Source organism: Streptomyces sp. NPDC047917, from assembly GCF_043204345.1.
GTDB lineage: Bacteria > Actinomycetota > Actinomycetes > Streptomycetales > Streptomycetaceae > Streptomyces > Streptomyces sanglieri.
This window is the reverse complement of sequence record NZ_JBIDCA010000001.1, coordinates 193559-216577: the sequence shown is the minus strand read 5'-3', so window position 1 is coordinate 216577 and position 23019 is coordinate 193559. Positions and strand designations below refer to the sequence as shown.

The following is a 23019-nucleotide window of genomic DNA, read 5'->3' as shown; positions in this document are numbered from 1 at the left end:
CCGCGTGAGGGTGCTCCGGCACCTTCGCGCGGGCCGTTCCGCGTTGTGCGGCGAAGGCGGGCGAGGGGCGTCGGTGACCTTGACAGCGATATGGATCTGACGGACAGTCAGAAACCCTGATCCGTGAGCCCCGTGTCCGGGAGGCAGCCCGCCGTGCACCTCGCCCAGACGGAACGCCAGCAGCAGCTGCGCGCCGAACTACGCACGTACTTCCGCGAGGTGGTGCCCGGCAGGGACGCCGGCACCGCCCCGGGGGCCGAGGATCCGGACGGGCAGCGGCGGGTGCTGCGCAGGATCGGCGCCGACGGGATGCTCGGACTGGGCTGGCCCGTCGAGTACGGCGGCCAGGGTCGCGGCGCCGACGAGCAGTTCGTCTTCTTCGACGAGGCGTACCGGGCGGGGGCGCCCGTCTCGATGGTCACCCTCAACACCGTCGGCCCGACGCTGATGAAGTACGGGACCGATGAGCAGAAGGCGTACTTCCTGCCCAGGATCCTCAGCGGAGAACTCGTCTTCGCCATCGGCTACAGCGAGCCGGAGGCCGGTACGGATCTCGCCTCGATGCGCACCAGGGCGGTGCGGGACCGCGGGGACGCCGGCCCCGACGGCGGCCACTGGGTGATCGACGGGCAGAAGATCTTCACCAGCAACGCCCAGAACGCGGACTGGATCTGGCTCGCCTGCCGTACGGATCCCGAGGCGCCCAAGCACCGGGGCATCTCGATCGTCCTCGTCCCGACCGACTCCCCCGGCTTCTCCTGGACGCCGATCGAGACGGTGGGCGGGCTCACCACGACGGCCACCTACTACGACGGGATCCGGGTGCCCGCCACCAACCTGGTGGGTCCGGAGCACGGCGGCTGGGGGCTCATCACCAACCAGCTGAACCACGAGCGGGTGGCCCTCGCCGCGATCGGGATGCAGGCCGAGGACTTCTACGGGGCGGCCCTCGCCCATGCCCGTACCCCCGACCCCGTGACGGGCGGGCGCCCGGCCGACGAGCCGTGGGTGCGCGGCCGGCTGGCCGAGGCGTACGCCCGGCTCGCGGCGACGCGCCTGCTCAACTGGCGTCTGGTGGGGGAGGTCGGGGCGGGTTCACCGGCCCCGGGCGAGGCGAGCGGTGTGAAGTTCGCGGGCACCGAGAGCGCCGTCGAGGTGTACCGGATGTGCCAGGAGATCACCGGCGAGGCAGGCATGGTGCGGGGCGGTTCGCCCGGCGCCTTCGGGGACGGGGAGCTGGAGCGGATGAACCGGGCGGCGCAGATCAACACCTTCGGGGGCGGGGTGAGCGAGGTGCAGCGGGAGATCGTCGCGACGATGCGGCTCGGCATGAAGCGGGCCCGGCGGTGACGGCCGGGACGGCGGCGCCCGAGGGCCCGGACGAGCTGTACGGGCGGCTCAAGGAGTTCGAGGGCCGGCCGGCCGCGACCGCGGGCACCGGCAAGGACCCGGTCAACGAGCCGATGATCAGGCACTGGTGCGAGGCGATGGGCGACACCGGTACCGCGTACCGAGGTCCGGACGCGATCGCTCCGCCGACGATGCTCCAGGCGTGGACGATGGGCGGGCTGTCGGGGCACACCGACCGCTCCGCGGCGTACGAGGAACTCTTCGGCCTGCTCGACGGAGCGGGATACACCTCGGTGGTCGCGACCGACTGCGAGCAGGAGTACCTGCGGCCGCTGCGGCCCGGGGACCTGATCACCTTCGACGCGGTCATCGAATCGGTCTCGCAGCGCAAGACCACCAAGCTCGGTACGGGCTATTTCGTCACCACGCGCATGGACGTCCGGGCGGACGGCGAACCCGCCGGGACGCACCGCTTCCGGATCCTCAAGTACACCCCGGCGGCGAAGCGGGCGGCCCGCGGCGGCCGGAAAACACGCCCGCGGCCGGTGGTCAACCGGGACAACGCCGGGTTCTGGCAGGGCGTCGCCGAGCACCGGCTGCTGATCCAGCGGTGCACCGGGTGCGGCACCCTGCGCTTCCCCTGGCTGCCCGGCTGCAACGCGTGCGGCGGCCAGGAGTGGGACACGGTCGGGGCGAGCGGCGAGGGCACCGTCTTCAGCCATGTGGTGATGCACCACCCGCCCTTCCCCGCCTTCGCCACCGACGGGGCGGGCGGACCGTACGCGGTGGCGCTGATCGAGCTGGCCGAGGGGGTGCGGATGGTCGCCAATGTCATCGGGGTGCCGTACGACAAGGTGCGGCCGGGAATGCCGCTGCGGCTGGAGTTCCTGCGTACGGACCCCGATCTGGAACTTCCGGTCTTCCGGGGAGGCGAGGGCTGAGATGGATTTCGCACCCACCGAGGAGCAGGGCGCGGCGCAGGGGCTCGCGGCGCGGATCTTCGGCGATCTGTCGACGCCGGAGCGGCTGGCCGTGGCCGGCACGGGCACGGACGCCGAGCTGTGGAAGGAGCTCTGCGCGGCCGGGCTGACCGCGGCCGTCGAGGAGACCGGGCTGCTCGGCCTGGTGCTCCTGCTGGAGGAGCAGGGCCGCACGACGGCCCAGGTGCCGTTCGCGGCGAGCTGTGTGTACGGGCTGCTGGCGGTGGCCCGGCACGGTACGGACGAACAGCGGGAGCGGCTGCTGCCCGCGCTGCGGGACGGCACGGCCGTCGCCACCGGGGCCTTCCCGGCACGCGGCGGGATACGGGCGGACGGTACGGACACCGACGGCACCGGGCGGCTGAGCGGCAGCGTGCCGTACGTGCCGTGGCTGCGGGACGCCGGGCTCGTCCTCGTACCGGACCGGGAGGCGCGGCTGTGGATCGTACGGACCGGTGATCCCGGTGTGCTGACCGAGCCGGTGGAGACCACGGCGCCCTGGTCGGCGGCGCGGCTCGCCCTGGACGGGGCGGCCGGGGAGCGGCTCGGCGGCGCCGGGGCGTACGGGGCGGTGCTGGCGGTGGCCCGGACGGCGTTCGCCGGATTGCAGGCCGGGGTGTGCGCCGGTTCACTGGCCCGCGCCGTCGCGCATGTGAACACCCGGGAGCAGTTCGGGCGCCCGCTCTCCACCAAGCAGGCGGTGCTGCTGCGCGCCGCCGACGCCCACATGGACACCGAGGCGATCCGGGTCACCGCGTACGAGGCGGCCTGGCGGTACGACACGGGACTGCCGTACGGACCGCAGGCACTGACCGCCGCCTGGTGGGCCTCGGAGGCCGGGAAACGGGTGGTGCACGCCGGGCAGCATCTGCACGGCGGCACGGGCGCGGACCTCGACCACCCGGTGCACCGCCACTTCCTCTGGGGGCGGCAGCTCGACGCCTATCTGGGCTGCGGCGGCGAAGTGCTTCAGGAACTCGGCGACTCGCTGGTGAAGGAGGGCACGGAGTGAAGGTGAAGGCCGGTGACGAACTCGCGCCGCTGGAGATCGCGGTGACCCGCACCCTGATCGTGGCGGGCGCGATCGCCTCCCGCGACTACCAGGACGTGCACCACGACGCGGAGCTGGCCCGGGAGAAGGGATCCCCGGACATCTTCATGAACATCCTGACGACCAACGGCCTGGTCGGCAGGTACGTCACCGACCGGCTGGGCCCCTCGGCCGTGCTCCGCCGGGTCGCCATCAGGCTGGGCGCGCCCAACTACCCCGGGGACACCATGGTGCTGAGCGGCACGGTCACCGCCGTCGCGGACGACGGGACCGCCGAGGTGGCCGTCGTCGGCTCCAACGGCCTCGGCAGGCATGTCACCGGCACGGTGACCGTCGGCGTACCGCAGGGGGCGGCATGAGTGTGCGCAGGGCCGATTCGCTCGGCGGCAGGGCGGCGGTCGTGGGGATCGGCGCGACCGAGTTCTCCAAGGACTCCGGGCGCAGCGAGCTGAAGCTGGCCGTCGAGGCGGTGCGGGCCGCCCTCGACGACGCCGGGCTGACCCCCGCCGACGTGGACGGGCTCGTCACCTTCACCATGGACACCAGCCCGGAGATCACCGTCGCCCAGGCGGCCGGGATCGGTGAGCTGTCGTTCTTCTCCCGCATCCATTACGGAGGCGGGGCGGCCTGCGCCACCGTCCAGCAGGCGGCGATGGCCGTGGCGAGCGGGGTGGCCGACGTAGTGGTCTGCTACCGCGCGTTCAACGAGCGCTCGGGGCGCAGATTCGGCTCCGGCGTGCAGCAGCGTGAGCCCACCGCGGAAGGCACGGCGCTCGGCTGGAACCTGCCCTTCGGGCTGCTCACCCCGGCCTCCTGGGTCGCCATGGCCGCCCAGCGCTATCTGCACGCCCACGGGCTGACGCCGGACGTCTTCGGCCATGTCGCGGTGACCGACCGCCGCCATGCCGCCCGGAACCCGGCGGCGTACTTCTACGGGAAGCCGATCACCCTGGCCGACCACGCCGCGTCGCGGTGGATCGTCGAACCGCTGCGGCTGCTCGACTGCTGCCAGGAGACCGACGGCGGGCAGGCGATCGTCGTCACCAGCGCCGAACGGGCCCGGGACCTGCGGCGGCCGCCCGCCGTGATCGTGGCGGCCGCGCAGGGGGCCGGCCGGGCGCAGGAGCAGATGACGAGCTTCTACCGCGACGACCTGACCGGCCTGCCGGAGATGGGAGTGGTCGCCCGGCAGCTCTGGCGCAGCTCGGGACTGAGAGCCTCCGACATCGACGTGGGGATCCTCTACGACCACTTCACCCCCTTCGTCCTGATGCAGCTGGAGGAGTTCGGCTTCTGCGCGCCGGGCGAGGCGGCCGGCTTCGTCGCGGCGGACGCGCTGCCGCTGAACACGCACGGGGGCCAGCTGGGGGAGGCGTATCTGCACGGCATGAACGGCATCGCGGAGGCGGTCCGGCAGATCCGCGGCTCGTCGGTGAACCAGGTGCCCGGGACGGCCCGGACCCTGGTCACGGCGGGCACCGGCGTGCCCACCTCCGGGCTGATCCTCGGCACGGACGACTGAGCGCGCCCCGGCCCCGGCGCGGCGTCCGCGACATCAGGTGAGGCCCCTGAGCCCCGCTCCTGCGCGGCGTCCGCGGCGGGCGCGGCATCAGGGGACGCCCCTGAGCCCCGGAGACCACGACTCCACCTACAGGAGGTGGAGCAGGCCCTACCCCTACACCCTGAGGCGGACGCGCTTTCGGGACCTGGGGCCGATCCCCCGGAGCAGTGCCCGCTTCTAGCGTGGAGACATGACCACGCCAGTCTGCACGGGCAGCTCCGGGGGAGCCGCCGGCACCGGACACGCGCCGCACACGCCGTACCCGGTACACACGTCGCACACCTCGCACACCACCGGGCACGGCTCACACGGCCTGCAGGCACCGCACGCCCCGCGGGCCGCACGCGCCGCGTACACCGCGCGGACGCCGTACGCCCCGTACGCCCCGTACCCATCGTTCTCCTCGTTCGTCCGCGCGAGAGGCCCCGTGCTGCTGCGGGCCGCGCGCTCGCTCACCGCCAATCCGAGCGATGCCGAGGACCTGCTGCAGACCGCGCTCACCAAGACGTACGTCGCCTGGGAGCGGATCGAGGACCACCGGGCGCTCGACGGCTATGTCCGCCGGGCCCTGCTGAACACCCGGACCTCGCAGTGGCGCAAGCGCAAGGTCGACGAGTTCGCCTGCGACGAGCTGCCCGAGCAGGAGGCCGCCCCGGCCCCCGACCCGGCCGAACAGCAGTCGCTGCACGACGCGATGTGGCGGGCCGTGCTGAAGCTGCCGGACCGGCAGCGGGCGATGGTGGTGCTGCGCTACTACGAGGACCTGAGCGAAGCCCAGACGGCCGAGGTGCTCGGGGTCTCCGTCGGCACCGTGAAGAGCGCGGTCTCGCGGGCGCTCGGCAAACTCAGGGAAGACCCGGAGCTGGCTCCGGTGCGCTGACCCGGGGACGGCGGCACACCGGCGACCGCGCCTGATTTTGCCGAACGACACCGATTCGTACTCTCGGAGCTAGTGACATACCAAGCGGTATGTGGGCAGAATCAAGCCAATCTACTGCCGCGTAGCGCCCACCGGGAGGACGCCGTGCTGAGCACCATGCAGGACGTACCGCTGACTGTCACCCGCATCCTGAACCATGGGATGACCATCCACGGGAAGGCACAGGTCACGACCTGGACCGGCGAACCCGAGCCGCAGCGGCGCAGCTTCGCCGAGATAGGCCGGCGCGCGACGCGGCTCGCGAACGCGCTGCGCGACGAGCTCGGTGTGGTCGCGGACCAGCGGGTGAGCACCCTCATGTGGAACAACGCCGAGCATGTCGAGGCGTATCTCGCGGTCCCCTCGATGGGCGCGGTGCTCCACACGCTCAACCTCCGGCTTCCGGCCGAGCAACTGGTCTGGATCGTCGCTCACGCCGACGACAAGGTCGTCATCGTCAACGGCTCCCTGCTGCCGATGCTCGCGCCGCTCCTCCCCCGGCTGCCCTCGATCGAGCACGTGGTCGTCGCGGGCCCCGGCGACCGCTCGCTCCTGGCCGGGGCGGCGCCCCGGGTGCACGACTACGAGGAGCTGATCGCCGGCCGCCCCACCCGCTACGACTGGCCCGAGCTGGACGAACGCCAGGCCGCCGTCATGTGCTACACCTCCGGCACCACCGGCGAACCCAAGGGCGTCGTCTACTCCCACCGCTCCATCTACCTGCACTCCATGCAGGTCAACATGGCCGAATCGATGTCCCTGACCGACCACGACACCACGCTGGTGGTCGTCCCCCAATTCCATGTGAACGCCTGGGGGCTGCCACACGCGGCGTTCATGTCCGGCGTCAGCATGCTCATGCCGGACCGGTTCCTGCAGCCCGCCCCGCTCGCCGAGATGATCGAGCGCGTGCGGCCGACGCACGCCGCCGCCGTCCCCACCATCTGGCAGGCACTGCTCGCCGAGGTCACCGCCAATCCGCGCGACCTCAGCTCCATGGCCCGCGTCATCATCGGCGGCGCCGCCTGTCCGCCCTCCCTCATGGCGGCCTACGACAAGCTCGGCGTCCGCCTCTGCCATGCCTGGGGGATGACGGAGACCTCGCCGCTCGGCACCATCGCCCAGCCGCCCGCCGGACTGACCGAGGAGGAGAGCTGGCCCTACCGCACCACCCAGGGCCGCTTCTCGGCCGGAGTGGAGGCACGGCTGGTCGGCCCCGGCGGCGAGCACCTGCCGTGGGACAACGAGTCGGCCGGTGAGCTGGAGGTGCGCGGCCCCTGGATCGCCGGGTCCTACTACGGAGGCAGGGAGGGCGAGACGCTGCGCCCCGAGGACAAGTTCAGCGAGGACGGCTGGCTGAAGACCGGTGACGTCGGTGTGATCAGCGAGGACGGCTTCCTCACGCTCACCGACCGGGCCAAGGACGTCATCAAGTCCGGTGGAGAATGGATCTCCAGCGTTTCACTGGAGAACGCCCTCATGGCGCACCCGGACGTGGCCGAGGCGGCGGTCGTCGCCGTCCCGGACGAGAAGTGGGGCGAGCGCCCGCTGGCGACCGTGGTCCTCAAGGACGGCGCGAGCGCCGACTACGAGTCGCTGAAGGACTTCCTCGCCACGTCCGGCATCGCCAAGTGGCAGCTGCCGGAGCGCTGGACGGTCATCGCGGCCGTGCCGAAGACCAGCGTCGGCAAGTTCGACAAGAAGGTGATCCGCAGGCAGTACGCGGAGGGCGAGCTGGACATCACCCAACTCTGAGCCGAGGGCCGCGGACACGGCGAGGGCGGTACGGGAGACTCCCGTGCCGCCCTCGCCGTGTACCGGTTTCTCAGTTCGTACCGATCTTCGCCAGCAGGTCGACGATGCGGGCCTGGACCTCTTCGCTCGTGGACCGCTCGGCGAGGAAGAGCACGGTCTCGCCCGAGCTGAGCTTCGGCAGCTCCGGCCCGTGCATGCCGGCGGAGGTGTAGACGACCAGCGGGGTCCGGTTCAACTGGCCGTTGGCGCGCAGCCAGTCGACGATGCCGGCCCGGCGGCGGCGCACCTGCATCAGGTCCATCACCACGAGGTTGGGCCGCATCCGGGTGGCGAGCGTCACCGCCTCGCTGTCCGTGGAGGCCCGCGCCACCTGCATGCCCCGGCGCTCCAGGGTCTCCGTCAGCGCCAGCGCGATCTCCTCGTGCTCCTCGATCAGCATCACCCGGGGCGGATGCTGTTCGCTGTCGCGCGGGGCGAGCGCCTTGAGGAGCACGGCGGGGTCGGCGCCGTACGCCGCCTCCCGCGAGGCCTGCCCCAGGCCCGCGGTCACCAGCACCGGGACCTCGGCCGCCACCGCCGCCTGACGCAGCGACTGGAGGGCCTTGCGGGTGATCGGACCGGTCAGCGGATCGACGAACAGCGCGGCGGGGAACGCCGCGATCTGGGCGTCGACCTCCTCGCGCGAGTGCACGATCACCGGCCGGTAGCCGCGGTCGCTCAGCGCCTGCTGGGTGGAGACATCGGGCGCGGGCCAGACGAGCAGCCGGCGCGGGTTGTCCAGCGGCTCCGGGGGCAGCTCGTCGTCGACGGGCTGCGGCAAGGGGCGGTTGGCGACCTCAACCGCGCCGCCGGGACCGTCCAGCGGCTCCGGCCCCTCGGCGCCCTCGTCGGGCGCCCCTATCGCGTACGAACGCCCCTCGGCCTCCGGCGCGGAACGCAGCGGGCCCTGCGCGGGGACGGACGGGGCCGACGCCGACGCGGCGGCCTGCGGGGTGCGCTCGCCCTCGGGCGGCGCGGCGAGCTTGCGGCGCCGCCCGGCACCGCCGAGCGTCTGGTTCTGCTGGTGCGCGATGTGCTGGGCGAACGGCACGCCCTGCCCGAGCGTCCGCACGCTGAACGCGCGCCCCTGCGTCGAGTCCGACGACCCGCCGGGCATCGGAGCCTCCGCGGGCAGCGGCTGACTACGCGCGTCCGCCAGGGGCGCGATGCTCCGCGCATGTCCTTCCGCGCCTTCCGCGCCTTCCGCGCCTTCCGCGCCCTCCGGGCCCTCCGCGCTCTCCGCCGGGTCCGCCGCGACCGCCGCGGTGCCCGTGGCGTGCGTGGTCCGCCCGGCCGTGAGCGGCTCCGCGCCCTCGGCGGGCAGGTCTTCGGTCTGCTCGGGCCGCTCGGCCCGCTGCGGGACCTCGGGGTGGCGGGCCCGGCGACGGCCGGTCGGGACGGGATGCGGCTGGGGCGGGGTGTGGTCGTCGCCCGGCGCGACGCGCGCGGAGTCGTGGCGACCCGGCAGCGAGGCGTCGGCGTCCACGTCCGGGGCCGCCGGGGCCGCCGGGGAACGGTCGGCTTCAGCGGGCGGCAGGGCGAACGCGGTACGGGGCCCTGCGGGCTCGGCCTGGGCGGCCCGTTCCTGGGTGGCCGCCAGCGCCCGCCGGGCCCGCCGCCCGGACGGCTGGGACGCCTGCGCCGGTACCGGTGAAGCGCCGGCCGAGCCGGAATCCGGACCCTGGGCCGGTGCAGGAACCTGAGCCGCGTCCGGATCCGAAGCGGAGGCGGGCAGCGCCAGCTGGCTCTGCCCCTGGTTCTGGCTCTCGGCACCCTGACGCGCGCGGTGTCCGCCCGCAGGTACCGGCACGCCCTGCGGAGGCACGGTCGGGCCGAGCCGAGGCCGGCCGCCGCCCTGCGCGCCTTCCGCCGCCGTCACCACGGAACCTTCGGACGGCGCGGACGGTTCGGCCGGTGCCGAGGCCGCAGGAAGCGCCAACGCCTGCCCGAAAGGCCCGGGAGACTCGGGAGATCCGGCAGCCGGAGCCCGCCCGGGTTCCGGCTGCCGCGCACCGGTCTCGGCCGGGCTCGGCCGGCCCCGCCTGCGCCCCGAACCCTCACTGCGCGCGCTCTCCGCGATCTGGGCCGCGTCCGGCACCACGGGCTCACGGCGCGCCCGCCGCCGCCCGGTCGGCTCGGCCGCCGCCGTGTCGCCGTCGGCCCCGGCACCCGCCCCGGAACCGCCCACCGGGCTCTCCAGGAACGCGTCCGTGGACGCCCGCCGCGCGCGTCGCCGCCCGCCGCCCGGCTGCTGCCCGGTCTCCGGCCCGCCCGGTTCGGCCACCGGTTCGGTCTCCGGCTCCGGCGCGGGCGCCGTCATCGTCCCCGAGCCGGCTCCCAACGGCACTTCGAGCACATACGCGCTGCCGCTCATCCCCGGCACCTCGTGCGTCTGGAGCACACCGCCGTGCGCCCGCACGATCCCGCGCACGATCGGCTCGTGCACCGGGTCTCCCCCGGCGAACGGTCCGCGCACCTCGATCCGTACGACCTCACCGCGCTGCGCCGCCGCGACGACGACCGTGGAGTCGACGTACCCGCCGCCGGGCACCACCCGGGCCTTGCCGGTGGAGTCGACCCCGGCCACATCCGCGACCAGGTGGGCGAGCGCGGTCACCAGCCGGGCCGCGTCCACCTCGGCCTCGATCGGCGGGGCGTGCACGGCGAACTGGGCGCGCCCGGGACCGATCAGCTCGACGGAGGCGTCGATACCGGCCGTCACGACCGAGTCGAGCAGCACGTTCGTCTTGACCAGCTTCTCGGAGCCGGCGTCCAGGCGCTGGTAGCCGAGGACGTTGTCGACGAGGGTGGTCATCCGGGCGTAGCCCGCGGCCAGATGGTGCAGGATCTGGTTGGCCTCGGGCCACAACTGCCCCGCCGGGTCGGCGGCGAGCGTCGAGAGTTCGCCGCGCAGCTCCTCCAGCGGGCCGCGCAGCGATTCGCCGAGCACGGCGGTGAGCTGGGTGTGCCGGTCGGTCAGCGCCGCCAGCCGGTCGGCCTGCGCCTCCAGCTCGGCCGCGTACCGCTCGGTCCGGTCGGCCAGCTCCGAGCTGTGCCGCTCCGTCAGCTCGGCGACCTCGGCGGTGTGGCTGTCGGTCAGTTCGGCGAGCTCGGCCCGGTGCTGCGCGCCGAGCTCCTCGTACGGCCTGCGGTCGGTGAACGTCATGACGGCGCCGACCAGCTGGTCGCCGTCCCGGACCGGCGCGGTGGTCAGGTCGACCGGCACCTGTGCGCCGCTCTTGGACCACAGGACCTGGCCGCGCACCCGGTGCTTGCGCCCGGACCTGAGGGTGTCGGCGAGCGGCGACTCCTCGTACGGGAACGGCTCGCCCTCCGCCCGGGAGTGCAGGATCAGCGGATGCAGCTCCTGGCCGCCCAGGTCGCTGGCGCGGAAGCCGAGGATCTGCGCGGCGGCGGGGTTGACCAGGACGACCCGGCCGTCGGTGTCCGTGCCGACGACACCCTCGGCCGCGGCCCGCAGGATCATCTCGGTCTGCCGCTGCGAACGGGCCAGTTCGGCCTCGGTGTCCACGGTGCCCGACAGGTCCCGCACGACGAGCATCAGCAGCTCGTCGCCCGTGTAGCCGCCGCTGTAGGTGCTCTGGAAGTCGTTGTACGCGGCCTGCCCGTCCTCCAGGCTGGCACTGGTGACCTCGACCGGGTACTCGGTGCCGTCGGTGCGCCGGGCGGTCATCCGGGTCGGCTTCGTACGGCTGCGGTCGACGGAGGCGTCGGCCCGGCGCATCGAGCCCGGGATCAGCTTGGAGTCGAACTCCGGCAGCAGGTCCAGCAGCCCGCGCCCGACGAGCGCGGTGCCCGGCGTCTCGAACATTTCCAGCGCGATGGTGTTGGCGTTGACGACCGTGCCGTTGCAGTTGACGAGCAGCAGCCCGTCGGGGAGTGCATCGAGTATGGCTGCGAGGCGAGCAGCGCCTCGGGATGGCCTGCTGCTCACGACGACGCTTCCTCCCTGGTTACCGCACCTTGCCGACAGCGGGCCCCATCTTGCCCCTCGGGCCGCGGGCTGTCACTGGAGGAGTCTAAAGGCAGCGAAGGGGCGAGGGGCTGCGGATGAGGGGGAGCTCTCACCAAGGTTCTGTGCATACGGTGTACGACTCCGCCCCGTCTCCGCCTCGTCATGTGTCGTCGACGCGCCCCGGCCGGGGCACGATCCCCTGCTCACGGGGTACGCCCGGTCCGCCGGGACGCGCCCCGGCCACCGGGCCGGCCCGGCCCCGCCCGGTCATCGGACGTTGGGGAGCACCGGGATCAGATTGTTCCAGCGGGAGATCTCGCAGCCGTTGGTCCGGCTGAAGGACGAGTCGATGTGCCGCCCCCGCCAGGTCCCGGTGACCCGGGCGGTGGCCGGCCCCCCGGACTGCTGGGTGCACAGCGCGTCCGCGGGCACCGGGGCGAACGGGTCCTTGCCCCCGTCCGCCGACTCGTCCAGTCGGCCGCAGGCCTGCTCCGCCACCGGGTGACTGCCGCCCGCCGGCGCGCACCGCAGCTCGAAGCTCCCCTCGGCCACGGAGTCCTCCGTACCCGAGACGGTGATCGTCAGCCGGGTGCCGGCGTCGTCCTGGAGCACGGGCAGCGGCAGCGGGAGGGGGCCGGTGGCCGCGCCCGCGGCCGGGGCGACGGCGGACAGCGCGGCGAGGGAGGCGACGGCGGTGAGGGCGAGGCGGCGCAACATTGCGGGCTCCTGTGCTCGTGCACTGCGGCGGAAGTGCCGGTGGGACGGACGGAAGGACAGAAGGCGGCGCCTCCGACATCACTAACGCTCCGCACGCCACGGCGTTGCGCAACCCCAGGCGCTTTGCCCTCGTGCCCGACTGCCTAGTACCGTAGGCAGCGATTGGTGACGCACCGCTCAGTTGTGTCATCATCTGCACGCACCACTCGCGCTTGCGCGGGGTGTGCATGGAGGCGTCGCCTAGTCCGGTCTATGGCGCCGCACTGCTAATGCGGTTTGGGTCTTAAAGCCCATCGAGGGTTCAAATCCCTCCGCCTCCGCTCTCTGACCAGGGAGTTCAGCCCGTTTCGGCTGAACTCCCTGAGTCGTTTCCGGAGCCGCCGCGGCGACCGGCGGCAGCCCCCCGGCTACTTCCGGGTGGCGCAGGGGTCGCAGCAGGAGGGGGCCGGCCCGACGCAGATGGTGACGGCGTCGGTGTTGTTCCCGGTGTCGGGATCCTTTTCCTCGGCGGTGGCGGTGGCGGTGTTCACGACGGAGCCGGTCCGGGTGGCCTTGGCCCGCAGTACGAGGGTGGCCCCGGAGCCGACGGCCAGGGTGCCCACGGCCCACCGCCCGGTGGCCGGGTCGTAGCTCCCGGGGCCGTCGGCGGACAGGAGGACGAGACCGTCCGGGAGCCGGTCGGTGACGGTGACGCCGGTGGCCCGGTTCGGGCCGGCGTTGTGGACGGTGACGCGGTAGGTCACGGTCTGGCCGACGGTGACGGTGGTCGCGTCGGCTGCCTTGACCACGGCCAGGTCGGCGGCCGGATCGACCTGTGTGACCTGCTCGTTGGAGGTGGCCGTCAGCGGCTCCGGGGTATCGCCGAGGCGGTTCTCGTAGGAGGCGGTGGCGGTGTTCCTGAGCTGCCGGCCGCCGGCGGCCCGGTCGATGGTGACCCGGTACTCGGCGGTGGTTCCCCCGGGCAGGGTCTCGGTATTGGGCAGGCTCCCGCCTGCCGCGGTGGCGGTGTTGCCGAGGGCGAAGACGACCTTGTCGCCCTCGGCGTCGTAGTACGCCTGGTCGTCGTCCCGCGCATCGGTCTTCGGCCCGGCGTTCGGACCGTCGACGATGCGCAGGGAACCGGGCAGATACGTCGTGCCCGGCGGGACGACGTCGGTCAGAACGAGGTTCTCGGCCGCGCCGCCGCCCTCGTTCCTGGCGTTGACGCGGTAGGTGATGACGTCGCCCACCTCCAGCGGCCCCGTGGGAGCGGCGGTCTTGGTGAGCACCACGTAGGGGGCGGTGCCGAAGAAGATGCCGTCCAGGAAGTTGCCGATGCTCTGGTTGCCGCCGGCGGCGGAGACCGACCGGAAGGCGAACCGCGTCCGTGTCTGCCCGTCCGGGACGATGTAGGTGCCGGTGTAGTGGCCCCAGGCGGTGGTGCCGTCGGTGAAGCGTCTCTGCTGGACCGTTGCGCCCGGCGCGCCGATGTCCAGGGCCATGGTGTCGTCCCCCTGGCGGCCGCGGTGGTACAGCCGCCAGTACAGCTTCGTGCCGGGCGTGGTGGGCAGGTCCTGGTAGAGCGTGGAGACCTGATTGGCGTTGAGCTCGGCGAACTGGCTGCCGTCGGCCGCCGGTACTCCGTTGAAGCCCGTGCGCCACAGTTCGATCCGGTGGTCGGTGGCGGTGGTGAGCCAGCCCGGGACCCGCTTGGGCGCCTGCGTCTGCGAGGAGTCCGGCAGGATCTCCACACCGGAGACGACGGGTTGTTCGAAACTGCCGTTGGCCAGGGTGACCCGGAGCGGAGCAGGAGGTGTGGACACGGTTCTTCCCCTCAAGTCGTCGCTGCTGGAACGCACCGCCCTCCGGCCGCACAACTGCGCGCCGTGGCGGAGCCGGTGCAGCCAGTAGCGCAGCGCATCCGGGTGATCGCGTAAAGCGACGGGCGGGGCGGTTCGGCCAACCCGGCGCGGCGGGTTTGCGCGCCTCGCTCGCGGCCGGCTCCCGCCGCTCCGTTCCCCGCGCCGCCGTCACCGCGCCACGTCCGTCGCACCCGCCACGTGATCCCCTGCCGCCCACCCCCGTCATGACCGGAAGCCCGCGCTGAGCCCGGTGCGCCGACCCCTGTTCGGGGTGAATCGGGCACCGACGGAGTTGACGCTTCCGGCGCCGCGGCGGCGACCGCGTGAACGTCCGTGGAGAGGGGCGCCGCTGACACGCGCCCCGGCGCCCGGTCCGCCGGCGCGCGACCACCGGCCACATGCGGACCCACCTCGTCCGCCGCCCGCCGCACGGGGGTGCGGCGACCCGCTCACACAACCGCCGAACACGGTGTTTCCGCAGGCCGGGGCAGGTGGGGCTAATGGATTTCGCGCTACGGCGCAGGTCATGTAATGTTGTTCTCGCAACGCCGACCGGGGAGAAAAAAACCGGGAAGCACAAGCACTCGTAGCTTAACGGATAGAGCATCTGACTACGGATCAGAAGGTTGCAGGTTCGAATCCTGCCGAGTGCACACAGGTGAGAGGCCCGGACGAAAGTCCGGGCCTCTTGCGTTGTCGGGGCGTACAGCAGCGAAGTACAGCAACCGCCCCGACTGCCAGTAGTCGCGTCAGCCGGTGGCGCCGCCCATGGCGTCGGACAGCTTGCCGATCGCGGTACGCACCTCCTCCTCGCTCGCCTCGGCGTGGGCCTCCATCGTCATGGCGATCTGCGAGTGGCGAAGGATCCGCTGCACCACCTTCGGGTGGACTTTGAGAGCGACCAGGAGCGAGCTGCGCGTGTGCCGGGTGTTCCGGAGCGGGATCGCACGGACGCCGGCTCGACGGGCCTGCAGCGCGAACATCTGGGTCAGGTTCCCCGGCTCGATGGGCGTGCCGTACTTCGTGGTGAAGACGAGCCCGCGGCTGTCCTGCCACAGCTCTCCGGCCGCCTTCCGGTCCCCGGTCTGTTGAGCTCGCCGCATCCGGGGCGCCTTGAGGCAGACGGCGGGGAGGGGAAGGAAGCCGTCCGACTCCTCGGTCTTGGTCTCCCGGTGCAGGATCTGCCGCCCTGCCCGCTGGATCTGGTGGTCCACGTACAGCTCGCCGGTCTCGAAGTCGACGGACTTCCACGTCAGGCCCAGCACCTCCCCGCGCCACAGGCCGAGCGTCCAGCACGAGAACCCAGGCTGCAAAGAGGTGGTCATCGCGAGCAGCAGCGTCCGCGAGGAACTGGCCGGCCTCAGCAACAGACCACGGCTTGATCCGGCGGCGACGGGGTTCTCGGCACCTTCACGAGCGAGGCGACGTTCTTCTGCGACCGCATGCGTCAGGGCAGCGCGCAGAGCATCCCGGGATGCCTGGATCACCCGGCGGGACGAGTACGACTTGCAGCAGTCGCCGACCGCGCAGCACTGGCAGACGGTGCCCAGCTTTGTCAGCCACTCGCGTACATCCCGGACGGGGAGTCTGTCGAGCCGCTTGGAGCCGAGGTGAGGGGCGATGAGGCAGGAGTACTCCGCGAGAGGGCTTCCCATTGCCTTCACTAGGGCTGTCCCGCAATGACCGCTCATAGCTCCGGGAACGGCGGGGTTTCGTCCATCACCTGCAACAGCTTCCGAGCAGGTGTCGCCTCCTCCGGCCGTACGGAGGAGGCGACACCCTTGATGACTGACCGGCCTGCGTACACGGCTGCCCTTGAGGCTGCCTCCCAGCCGGGTTGCTGCTGGTAGCTCGCGTCGTGCTCGCGGTCCTGCGCCGCCGCCGCAGCGGCGGAGTGCCACTGGTCGGTCCGGCAGATGCTTCCCAACAGATCCAACAACTCGGCCTTGCGAGCCACGTGCGCGGACCCGACCAGTTCAAGAAGGAACGGCACCGTGGGAGCTGTCGCCTCGCCAACGACGAATCCCAGCGCACAGATGGCGTCGCCCAGGTCATCGATGGCGGTGCGGGCCGTGTCCTCATCCCCATATGCGATCCGGGACAGCAGAGGGGGGATACTGCCGGCCGCGGCGCCTGTCGCGTCGCGCAGTTCTCCCCAGCGGACCCCGGAGACGCTCCTCAACAGACTGCCCACGTCCTGCTCCTCATCAGATTGTCGTGCCGGCCCCGGCGGTGCCTTGAGCATGGTGCAGCCATGGGTGAGGCCCTGGCCAGGCGGCCCGTGACGGAGTGGTGCTACAGGACCCTGGCTTGGCGTCATGATCTTGCTGTGACTGGATCGATCACGGCGTCGGCCTCGTTCTGGGCGGCCCCGTTCGCTGGGCTGAGCCCGCGCTGTTTCGACAAGCTGGTGACCGCGCTGCGCAGTGAAGGGGCCGATGAGCGGCGGCGGGGTCGGCCGTGAGGGCTGCCGCTGGAGGACCGAGTGCTGCTGGTCACGACGTACTGGCGGACGAACTTGACGCTGCGCCAGCTTGCCCCGCTGTTGGGGGTATCGAAGTCTGCGGCCGACCGCGTCATCAGACACCTCGGGCCCTTGCTTGCGCTCCAGCCGCGCAAGCGGTTCCGCAAGAACACTGTGTTGGTCGTGGACGGAAGCCTGGTCCCCACACGCGACCACACGGTGGCCGAGCAGTCGAAGAACTATCGATACTCCACGAATCACCAGGTCGTCATCGACGCCGACACCCGCCTCGTCGTGGTGGTCGGCCAGCCCCTGCCCGGCAACCGCAATGACTGCAAGGCATGGGAGTCGTCCGGCGCGAAAGCCGCCGTCGGCCGCACCATTGTGGTCGCCGACGGTGGCTACCGGTGCACCGGTCTGGTCATCCCGCACCGTCGCGAACGCGGGCAGAGCGAACTGCCCGCCTGGAAGGAAGAACACAACGCCTCCCACCGCCAGGTCCGTGCCCGCGTCGAGCACGCCTTCGCCCGGATGAAAGTCTGGAAGGTCCTTCGCGACTGCCGATTGAAGGGCGACGGTGTCCACCACGCTATGAGCGGCATCGCTCGCCTGCACAACCTCAGATGGACAAGCGGACCGAACACCGGCCGGCCTCACCCGCACCCGCTCGAAGATCCTTTACGGGACAAGCCTTGGACGGGAAGGTTTCAGTTGCTGTTTGGTCTCTCTCCTTCTCAAGGCACAGGGATGTCGAGCGGCACGTCAACCCGCAAGGCCCGTTCGCAGCCGAGGATGGCCGTGCGGCAGCGAAGTGCCGCAACCCCAGCAACCACCCCCGCCAGTCATCGCCTCTCCTGGGCCTCGCAGCACCTGGTATGACCACCGCTGACCGATCCGGCTACAGCTACGGATCAGAAGGTTGCAGGTTCGAATCCTGCCGAGTGCACAGCACACCAGAGGCCCCCAGGAGAAATCCTGGGGGCCTCTGGCTTTTGTGCTCGGGGTCTGGGTGAACAGCCGTGCCGGAGTGGGGCCGGATGCTTCCGCCGATGTGCCGCCCCGTCCCGAACGGGGCGGACGGACACGTCGGTCAGGCGGCGATGCCGGCGGTCGGCCGGGGCGTGGCGGCCAGGCGGCGGGACCGTACGGCCAGGATGATCATGACTGCCGGGATCAGGAGGTCGTTGACGAGGACTCCGCCGGTGTTGCCGGGGGCGTGGTCTCCGTTGGCGAACCACTGGTAGACGTGGCCGGCCAGGGCTCCCCAGAGGAACATTCCGCCGCCGAGTCCGATGGTGATGCGCTCGCGGGCGGAGGCCGAGGCGGCCCGGAAGCCCATGACGGCCAGCCCGAGGTTGGCGAAGGCGATCTCGAACATGAAGGGCGTCCGGTCGAAGCCGATCGCGGTGGCCATGACGTCCGGGAAGGCGAGGAACGCGACCGTCATCCACAGGCTGCCGCAGCCGAAGGCGCCGATGGCCCACCAGCGCTGCCAGGTCTCCAGCGCCTGCTGGGGTGACTGGGCGTGGCGGGTCCGCACGAAGGCTCCGGCGGCCGGCACCAGGATCCAGACCAGGGGGAACGCGGACTGGGCGAGATAGGAGAAGGTGTCCATGACTTCAGTCTTACCTAGTTAATATTAACAAGTCAATGATGCGGTAGGGTGGTGGTGTGGACGACGGACTCGCAGACCTGCTGCACCGAGTGGTCATGCTGCTGGGCGAAGCGGCGCGACAGCGCAACGACGACCCCGGCGGTCTGACGTACAGCCAGATACGGCTTCTGGGGACGCTGGAGGACATCGAGCCGGTGACGCAGCATCGGCTGGCACAGGCGCTGTCGGTGTCGGACCCGGCGATCAGCCGGTCGCTGCGTCCGCTCGAAGCGGGTGGCCTGGTGCAGATCACCATCGACCCCGAACACGCGCGGCGGCGGCTGGTCCGCCTCACGGAGGCCGGCCGGGACGCCTTCCACACCGCCGGAAAGCCGCTCTACGACGAGCTCCGCGCCGGGCTTGTCGCGGCCGGGTTCCCCTACGAGCGCTACCTCGAAGACACCCTCCGGCTGGCCGAGTTCCTCGCATCCGAATGAGGGTGCCTCTACGTGTCGAGGGCGATGGTGGTGGAGATGGGCTGGCGGTGCACCGGGCTGCGGTGGCCGGATGCGCAGGGCCCGCCCGTGCTGGGCTGGCGGCGGGGCGGATCCGTACGGGGGAGTGCGCTCGCCCACGGGACGGAGTTCGGGTTCCGGGCCGAGGGGGAGCGCGGGTGCGTCGGGGCGCGCGGGAACGTGTGTCCGGTGCGGGCCGTGGTGTCGGGGCGGAGCACGGGGGCGCGGTGTCCGGAGTGCGCGCGGCTGGACCGGGCGCATTCGGTGGCCGCCGACACGATCGCCGACGACCCGAGGACGTACCGGGTGTATCTCGCCTGGTTCGGGCCGGGGATGGTGAAGGTCGGGATCACCGCCGAGCAGCGGGAAGCGGCGCGGCTGCGTGAGCAGGGCGCCGTGGTGTTCAGCTGGCTGGGGCGGGGGCCGTTGATGGCGTGCCGGCGGACCGAGGAGCTGTTGCGGTCGGCGCTCGGGGTGCCGGACCGGATTCCGTACGCGAGGAAGCGGGCCGTGCGCGGGGTGTTGCCGGGGGCGGCCGAGCGCCGTGCCGAGGTGGCGGAGCTGTACGGGCGGGCCGTGGCGCTGGAGGGGGCCGGGTGGCCCCGGTCGCTGGAGCGGCTGCCGTTCGTGGCGGTCGATCACGCCGGGGTGTTCGGGCTCGACGGCGCGGTGGAGGTGGACCGGGCCGTCACCGGGCTGGTGGCCGGGGGTGTGGTCGCGGGGCGGCTGGTGGCGGCGGCCGGTCCCGATCTGCATCTGGCGACGGCGGCGGACGGGGTCGTGGTGCTGGACACCCGGCTGATGACCGGGTGGGAGCTGGTGGCGGCGGACCCGCGGGCCGGGGTGGGGGTGCCGGTGACGGACCTCGGGGGCGGTGGCGTGCAGGACGGGCTGTTCTGAGATCGTCGGAGGCGTCCGGACGGTGAGAGGGGCTCGGGATGAGCGCAACGAGTGGTGACGCCGACGACGTCGTACGGTTCTGGCAGCGGCTGGGGCTGCCCGGGATCATCGATGTCCACACCCACTTCATGCCAGAACGGGTGCTCAGCAAGGTCTGGGCGTACTTCGACTCGGCGGGGCCGCTGACCGGGATGGAGTGGCCGATCGCCTACCGGCACGACGAGGACGAACGCCTCGCGCTGCTGCGTTCGTTCGGCGTGCTCCGGTTCACCTCGATGCTCTACCCGCACAAGGCCGGGATGGCCGCCTGGCTGAACGGCTGGGCCGCCGACTTCGCCCGCCGGGTGCCGGACTGTCTGCACACCGCGACGTTCTTCCCGGAGGAGGGCGTGGAGCGGTATGTGCGCGAGGCCGTCGAGGCGGGCGCGCGGGTCTTCAAGTCGCACGTCCAGGTGGGCGGGTACGACGTCAACGACCCGCTGCTCGATCCGGTCTGGGGGCTGCTCGCGGAGGCCGGGATCCCGGTGGTGACGCACTGCGGCTCGGGGCCGGCGCCCGGCAGGCACACCGGTCCGGAGCCGGTCGGCCGGCTGCTCGCCCGGCATCCCCGGCTGCGGCTGATCGTGGCGCACATGGGGATGCCGGAGTACGCGGAGTTCCTGGCGCTCGCGGAGGCGTACCGGGAGGTGCGGCTCGACACGACGATGGCGTTCACGGACTTCACGGAGGACTTCAGTCCGTTCCCGCCGGACGGACGGGGGCGGCTCGCGGCGCTCGGGGACCGGATCCTGCTGGGCACGGACTTCCCGAACATCCCGTACCCGTACGCCCATCAACTGCACGCGCTGGAACGGCTGGAGCTGGGGGACGACTGGCTGCGGGCGGTCTGTCACGGGAACGCGAGCGCCTTGTTCGGCCCGGGCCGGCCGCCGTCGCCGGGCCGGCCCTTTTCTCAGGGAATTCACAGAAACGGGTAAGGGCCCTTTCAGGGGAGCCTCACAGGGTTGGGGCATGACGACGACGACCTCGCCCCAGGGGCGTACCGAACTGCTGAGGGCGGACCGCACCCCGGTCCGTGTGCTGGTGGTGGACGACGAGGCCCCCCTCGCCGAACTGCTGTCCATGGCCCTGCGCTACGAGGGCTGGGAGGTGCGCAGCGCCGGGGACGGTGCCGGGGCCGTCCGGATGGCGCGTTCCTTCCGGCCCGACGTGGTGATCCTCGATGTGATGCTGCCCGACACGGACGGGTTCGCCGTGCTCGGCAGGCTGCGGCGGGAGCTCGCCGAGGTGCCCGTACTGTTCCTGACCGCGCGCGACGCGGTGGAGGACCGGATCGCCGGTCTCACGGCGGGCGGCGACGACTACGTCACCAAGCCGTTCAGCCTGGAGGAGGTCGTGGCGCGGCTGCGCGGGCTGATCCGGCGCTCGGGCACGGCGGCGGTGCGCAGCGAGTCGACGCTCGTCGTCGGCGATCTGATGCTCGACGAGGACAGCCACGAGGTCGGCCGGGGCGGTACGTCCATCCACCTCACCGCGACCGAGTTCGAGCTGCTGCGGTTCCTGATGCGCAATCCGCGCCGGGTGCTGAGCAAGGCGCAGATCCTCGACCGGGTGTGGAACTACGATTTCGGCGGACAGGCGAACGTCGTCGAGCTGTACATCTCGTATCTGCGCAAGAAGATCGACGCCGGGCGCTCACCGATGATCCACACCCGGCGTGGGGCGGGATACCTCATCAAGCCCGGTGAGTAGGCGCCCCCGCAGGTGGCGGGGGCCGTGGACGCTGCGGACCCGGCTGGTGGTCTCGGCGGTCACCCTGATCGCCGTCGTCGCCGCGGTCATCGGGACGGTCACCACCATCGCCTTCCACAGCTACATGTACGGCAAGCTCGACGACCAGCTGCACACCGTCGCCGTGCGGGCCGCGAAGCCGCCCGGCGGGGGCCCGATGCCCGGCGGCGGGGTGCCGCAGAGCCTCGACCCGCTGGCCTTCGTCGACTCCCGCGGACTGCCCGTCGGCGCCTTCGGCGCGGTGCTGGAGGACGGCGCGGTCGGCGAGTCGCGCGTGGTCGTGGCGAGCACCACCGCACCGGGGCCCGGCTCCGAGGACAGCGGACAGCCGATGACCGCCGCCCAGCGCGGGGCACTGGCGGCGGCGGACCTCTCCGTCGGGGAGGAGCCGCGCACCGTCGACCTGCCGGGGCTCGGGGCCAACCGGGTCGAGGCCGTCACCGACCCGCACGGCGCCACCGTCCTGGTCGGTCTGCCCGCCGCCGAGGTGGGCTCCGCGATCACCACCCTGCTCCTCGTCGAGGTCTGCGTCACCGGCGCCGGGCTGATCGCGGCCGTGATCGCCGGCGCCGCCATGGTCGGCGTCGCGCTGCGACCGCTGCGCCGGGTCGCCGCGACCGCGACCAGGGTCTCCGAACTCCCGCTGCACAGCGGCGAGGTGGCCCTGCTGGAACGGGTTCCGCAGGCCCAGGCCGATCCGCGTACCGAGGTCGGCCAGGTGGGCGCGGCGCTCAACCGGATGCTGGGGCACGTCGGTTCGGCGCTGGAGGCCCGCCAGGAGAGCGAGACCCGGGTCCGCCAGTTCGTCGCGGACGCCAGCCATGAGCTGCGCACCCCGCTCGCCTCGATCCGCGGATACGCCGAACTGACCCGGCGCGGCCACGAGGAGACCGGCCCCGACACCCGGCACGCCCTGGGGCGGATCGAGTCCGAGGCGGAGCGGATGACGGGCATGGTGGAGGATCTGCTGCTGCTCGCCCGGCTGGACGCCGGACGCCCGCTCGGCCTGGAGAGCACCGATCTCTCCCCGGTCGTCGTCGACGCGCTGAGCGATGCCCGTGCCGCCGGCGACAGCGGCCACCACTGGCGCCTCGAACTGCCGGACGAGCCCGCGACCGTGCACGGTGATCCGCCCCGGCTCCACCAGGTGCTGGTCAACCTGCTGGCGAACGCCCGTACCCACACCCCGCCCGGCACCACCGTCACGGTCCGGGTGCGGTGCGCGGCCGGCCGGCCGTGGGTGACGCTGGAGGTCCAGGACGACGGGCCCGGCATTCCGCCGGAGCTGCTGCCGCACGTCTTCGAGCGGTTCGCCCGCGGGGACGCCTCGCGCTCGCGCAACGCCGGGTCCACCGGGCTCGGGCTCGCCATAGTGCAGGCCGTCGTCGCCGCGCACGGCGGCCGGGCCGAGGTGGACTCGGTGCCGGGACGCACGGTGTTCGCCGTCCATCTGCCCGCGGAGGCCGCGGCCGGTCCGTGCGCGCAGCAGACCGGTCCGTACGCGCAGCCCGCGGGCTCGTTCGCGCAGTAGACCGGCTCGCGCGCACAGCAGGCCGGGCCGTACTC

Annotated in this window: 17 protein-coding genes, 2 tRNA genes and 2 pseudogenes; 15 read left to right on the top strand and 6 right to left on the bottom strand. The window is 72.3% G+C overall.

Translation table 11 applies throughout. The features are described 5' to 3' along the window. Positions 1–153 precede the first annotated feature (153 nt). The 7 genes from ACGF8B_RS00915 to ACGF8B_RS00885 all read left to right on the top strand — a co-directional run bounded on the left by ACGF8B_RS00915 (position 154) and on the right by ACGF8B_RS00885 (position 7616). Positions 154–1350 (top strand): acyl-CoA dehydrogenase family protein, encoded by a 1197-nt coding sequence (locus tag ACGF8B_RS00915; protein ID WP_392734431.1) that lies wholly within the window; start codon positions 154–156, stop codon positions 1348–1350. Further along, positions 1347–2291 (top strand): bifunctional MaoC family dehydratase N-terminal/OB-fold nucleic acid binding domain-containing protein, encoded by a 945-nt coding sequence (locus ACGF8B_RS00910; protein ID WP_392733562.1) that lies wholly within the window; start codon positions 1347–1349, stop codon positions 2289–2291. Before ACGF8B_RS00915 ends, ACGF8B_RS00910 begins: the two co-directional genes overlap by 4 nt. A 1-nt stretch (position 2292) precedes the next feature. Next, positions 2293–3342: an acyl-CoA dehydrogenase family protein gene (locus tag ACGF8B_RS00905; RefSeq protein WP_392733560.1), complete on the top strand. Its 1050-nt coding sequence runs from the start codon at positions 2293–2295 to the stop codon at positions 3340–3342. Positions 3343–3344: 2 nt separating this feature from the next. After that, positions 3345–3740, top strand: a complete 396-nt coding sequence (locus tag ACGF8B_RS00900) for a MaoC family dehydratase (RefSeq protein ID WP_317867550.1) — start codon at positions 3345–3347, stop codon at positions 3738–3740. Then, the gene (locus tag ACGF8B_RS00895; protein WP_392733558.1) at positions 3737–4903 is read left to right on the top strand and encodes a lipid-transfer protein; all 1167 of its coding nucleotides are present in this window, start codon (positions 3737–3739) and stop codon (positions 4901–4903) included. Before ACGF8B_RS00900 ends, ACGF8B_RS00895 begins: the two co-directional genes overlap by 4 nt. Before the next feature lie 229 nt (positions 4904–5132). Further along, on the top strand, positions 5133–5822 hold the full coding sequence (locus tag ACGF8B_RS00890) for a SigE family RNA polymerase sigma factor (protein WP_392733556.1): 690 nt from the start codon (positions 5133–5135) through the stop codon (positions 5820–5822). Positions 5823–5966: 144 nt separating this feature from the next. Continuing rightward, positions 5967–7616: a long-chain fatty acid--CoA ligase gene (locus ACGF8B_RS00885; protein ID WP_392733554.1), complete on the top strand. Its 1650-nt coding sequence runs from the start codon at positions 5967–5969 to the stop codon at positions 7614–7616. Between the two features lie 70 nt (positions 7617–7686). On the opposite strand, the gene ACGF8B_RS00880 is transcribed toward ACGF8B_RS00885, so the two are convergent. Both ACGF8B_RS00880 and ACGF8B_RS00875 read right to left on the bottom strand, forming a co-directional pair. Next, positions 7687–11610, bottom strand: a complete 3924-nt coding sequence (locus tag ACGF8B_RS00880) for a PAS domain-containing protein (protein WP_392733552.1) — start codon at positions 11608–11610, stop codon at positions 7687–7689. Between the two features lie 288 nt (positions 11611–11898). Further along, the gene (locus ACGF8B_RS00875) at positions 11899–12348 is read right to left on the bottom strand and encodes an SSI family serine proteinase inhibitor (RefSeq protein WP_392733550.1); all 450 of its coding nucleotides are present in this window, start codon (positions 12346–12348) and stop codon (positions 11899–11901) included. A 229-nt stretch (positions 12349–12577) separates the two neighbouring features. On the opposite strand from ACGF8B_RS00875, the gene ACGF8B_RS00870 reads away from it, so the two are divergent. Further along, positions 12578–12668, top strand: a tRNA-Ser gene (locus ACGF8B_RS00870). 87 nt (positions 12669–12755) lie between these two features. Here the strand turns inward: ACGF8B_RS00870 and ACGF8B_RS00865 are convergent. Beyond that, positions 12756–14150: a hypothetical protein gene (locus ACGF8B_RS00865; protein ID WP_392733548.1), complete on the bottom strand. Its 1395-nt coding sequence runs from the start codon at positions 14148–14150 to the stop codon at positions 12756–12758. 619 nt (positions 14151–14769) lie between these two features. On the opposite strand from ACGF8B_RS00865, the gene ACGF8B_RS00860 reads away from it, so the two are divergent. Next, positions 14770–14842 (top strand) — tRNA-Arg (locus ACGF8B_RS00860). 96 nt (positions 14843–14938) lie between these two features. On the opposite strand, the pseudogene ACGF8B_RS00855 reads toward ACGF8B_RS00860, so the two are convergent. Continuing rightward, a pseudogene (locus ACGF8B_RS00855) lies at positions 14939–15811 on the bottom strand (site-specific integrase); the annotation flags it as partial. A gap of 65 nt (positions 15812–15876) precedes the next feature. After that, positions 15877–16383, bottom strand: coding sequence for a hypothetical protein (locus ACGF8B_RS00850; protein ID WP_392733546.1), 507 nt, complete (start codon positions 16381–16383; stop codon positions 15877–15879). A 135-nt stretch (positions 16384–16518) separates the two neighbouring features. On the opposite strand from ACGF8B_RS00850, the pseudogene ACGF8B_RS00845 reads away from it, so the two are divergent. Next, positions 16519–17274 (top strand): annotated as a pseudogene (locus tag ACGF8B_RS00845) (transposase); the annotation flags it as partial. A 469-nt stretch (positions 17275–17743) separates the two neighbouring features. On the opposite strand, the gene ACGF8B_RS00840 reads toward ACGF8B_RS00845, so the two are convergent. After that, positions 17744–18268, bottom strand: coding sequence for a DUF6790 family protein (locus tag ACGF8B_RS00840; RefSeq protein ID WP_392733544.1), 525 nt, complete (start codon positions 18266–18268; stop codon positions 17744–17746). 56 nt (positions 18269–18324) lie between these two features. Here ACGF8B_RS00840 and ACGF8B_RS00835 point away from each other — a divergent pair, with 56 nt between their 5' ends. From ACGF8B_RS00835 to ACGF8B_RS00815, 5 genes are read left to right on the top strand one after another with little or no spacing between them, the layout of a single operon-like run. Then, the gene (locus ACGF8B_RS00835; protein ID WP_392733542.1) at positions 18325–18744 is read left to right on the top strand and encodes a MarR family winged helix-turn-helix transcriptional regulator; all 420 of its coding nucleotides are present in this window, start codon (positions 18325–18327) and stop codon (positions 18742–18744) included. A gap of 36 nt (positions 18745–18780) precedes the next feature. After that, the gene (locus ACGF8B_RS00830) at positions 18781–19662 is read left to right on the top strand and encodes a DUF2797 domain-containing protein (protein WP_392734429.1); all 882 of its coding nucleotides are present in this window, start codon (positions 18781–18783) and stop codon (positions 19660–19662) included. 38 nt (positions 19663–19700) lie between these two features. Continuing rightward, entirely contained in the window at positions 19701–20639 is a 939-nt protein-coding gene (locus ACGF8B_RS00825; RefSeq protein ID WP_392733540.1) for an amidohydrolase family protein, read from the top strand. Between the two features lie 34 nt (positions 20640–20673). Beyond that, on the top strand, positions 20674–21414 hold the full coding sequence (locus ACGF8B_RS00820; RefSeq protein WP_392733539.1) for a response regulator transcription factor: 741 nt from the start codon (positions 20674–20676) through the stop codon (positions 21412–21414). Then, the gene (locus ACGF8B_RS00815) at positions 21407–22984 is read left to right on the top strand and encodes a sensor histidine kinase (RefSeq protein ID WP_392733537.1); all 1578 of its coding nucleotides are present in this window, start codon (positions 21407–21409) and stop codon (positions 22982–22984) included. Before ACGF8B_RS00820 ends, ACGF8B_RS00815 begins: the two co-directional genes overlap by 8 nt. Positions 22985–23019: the final 35 nt, after the last annotated feature.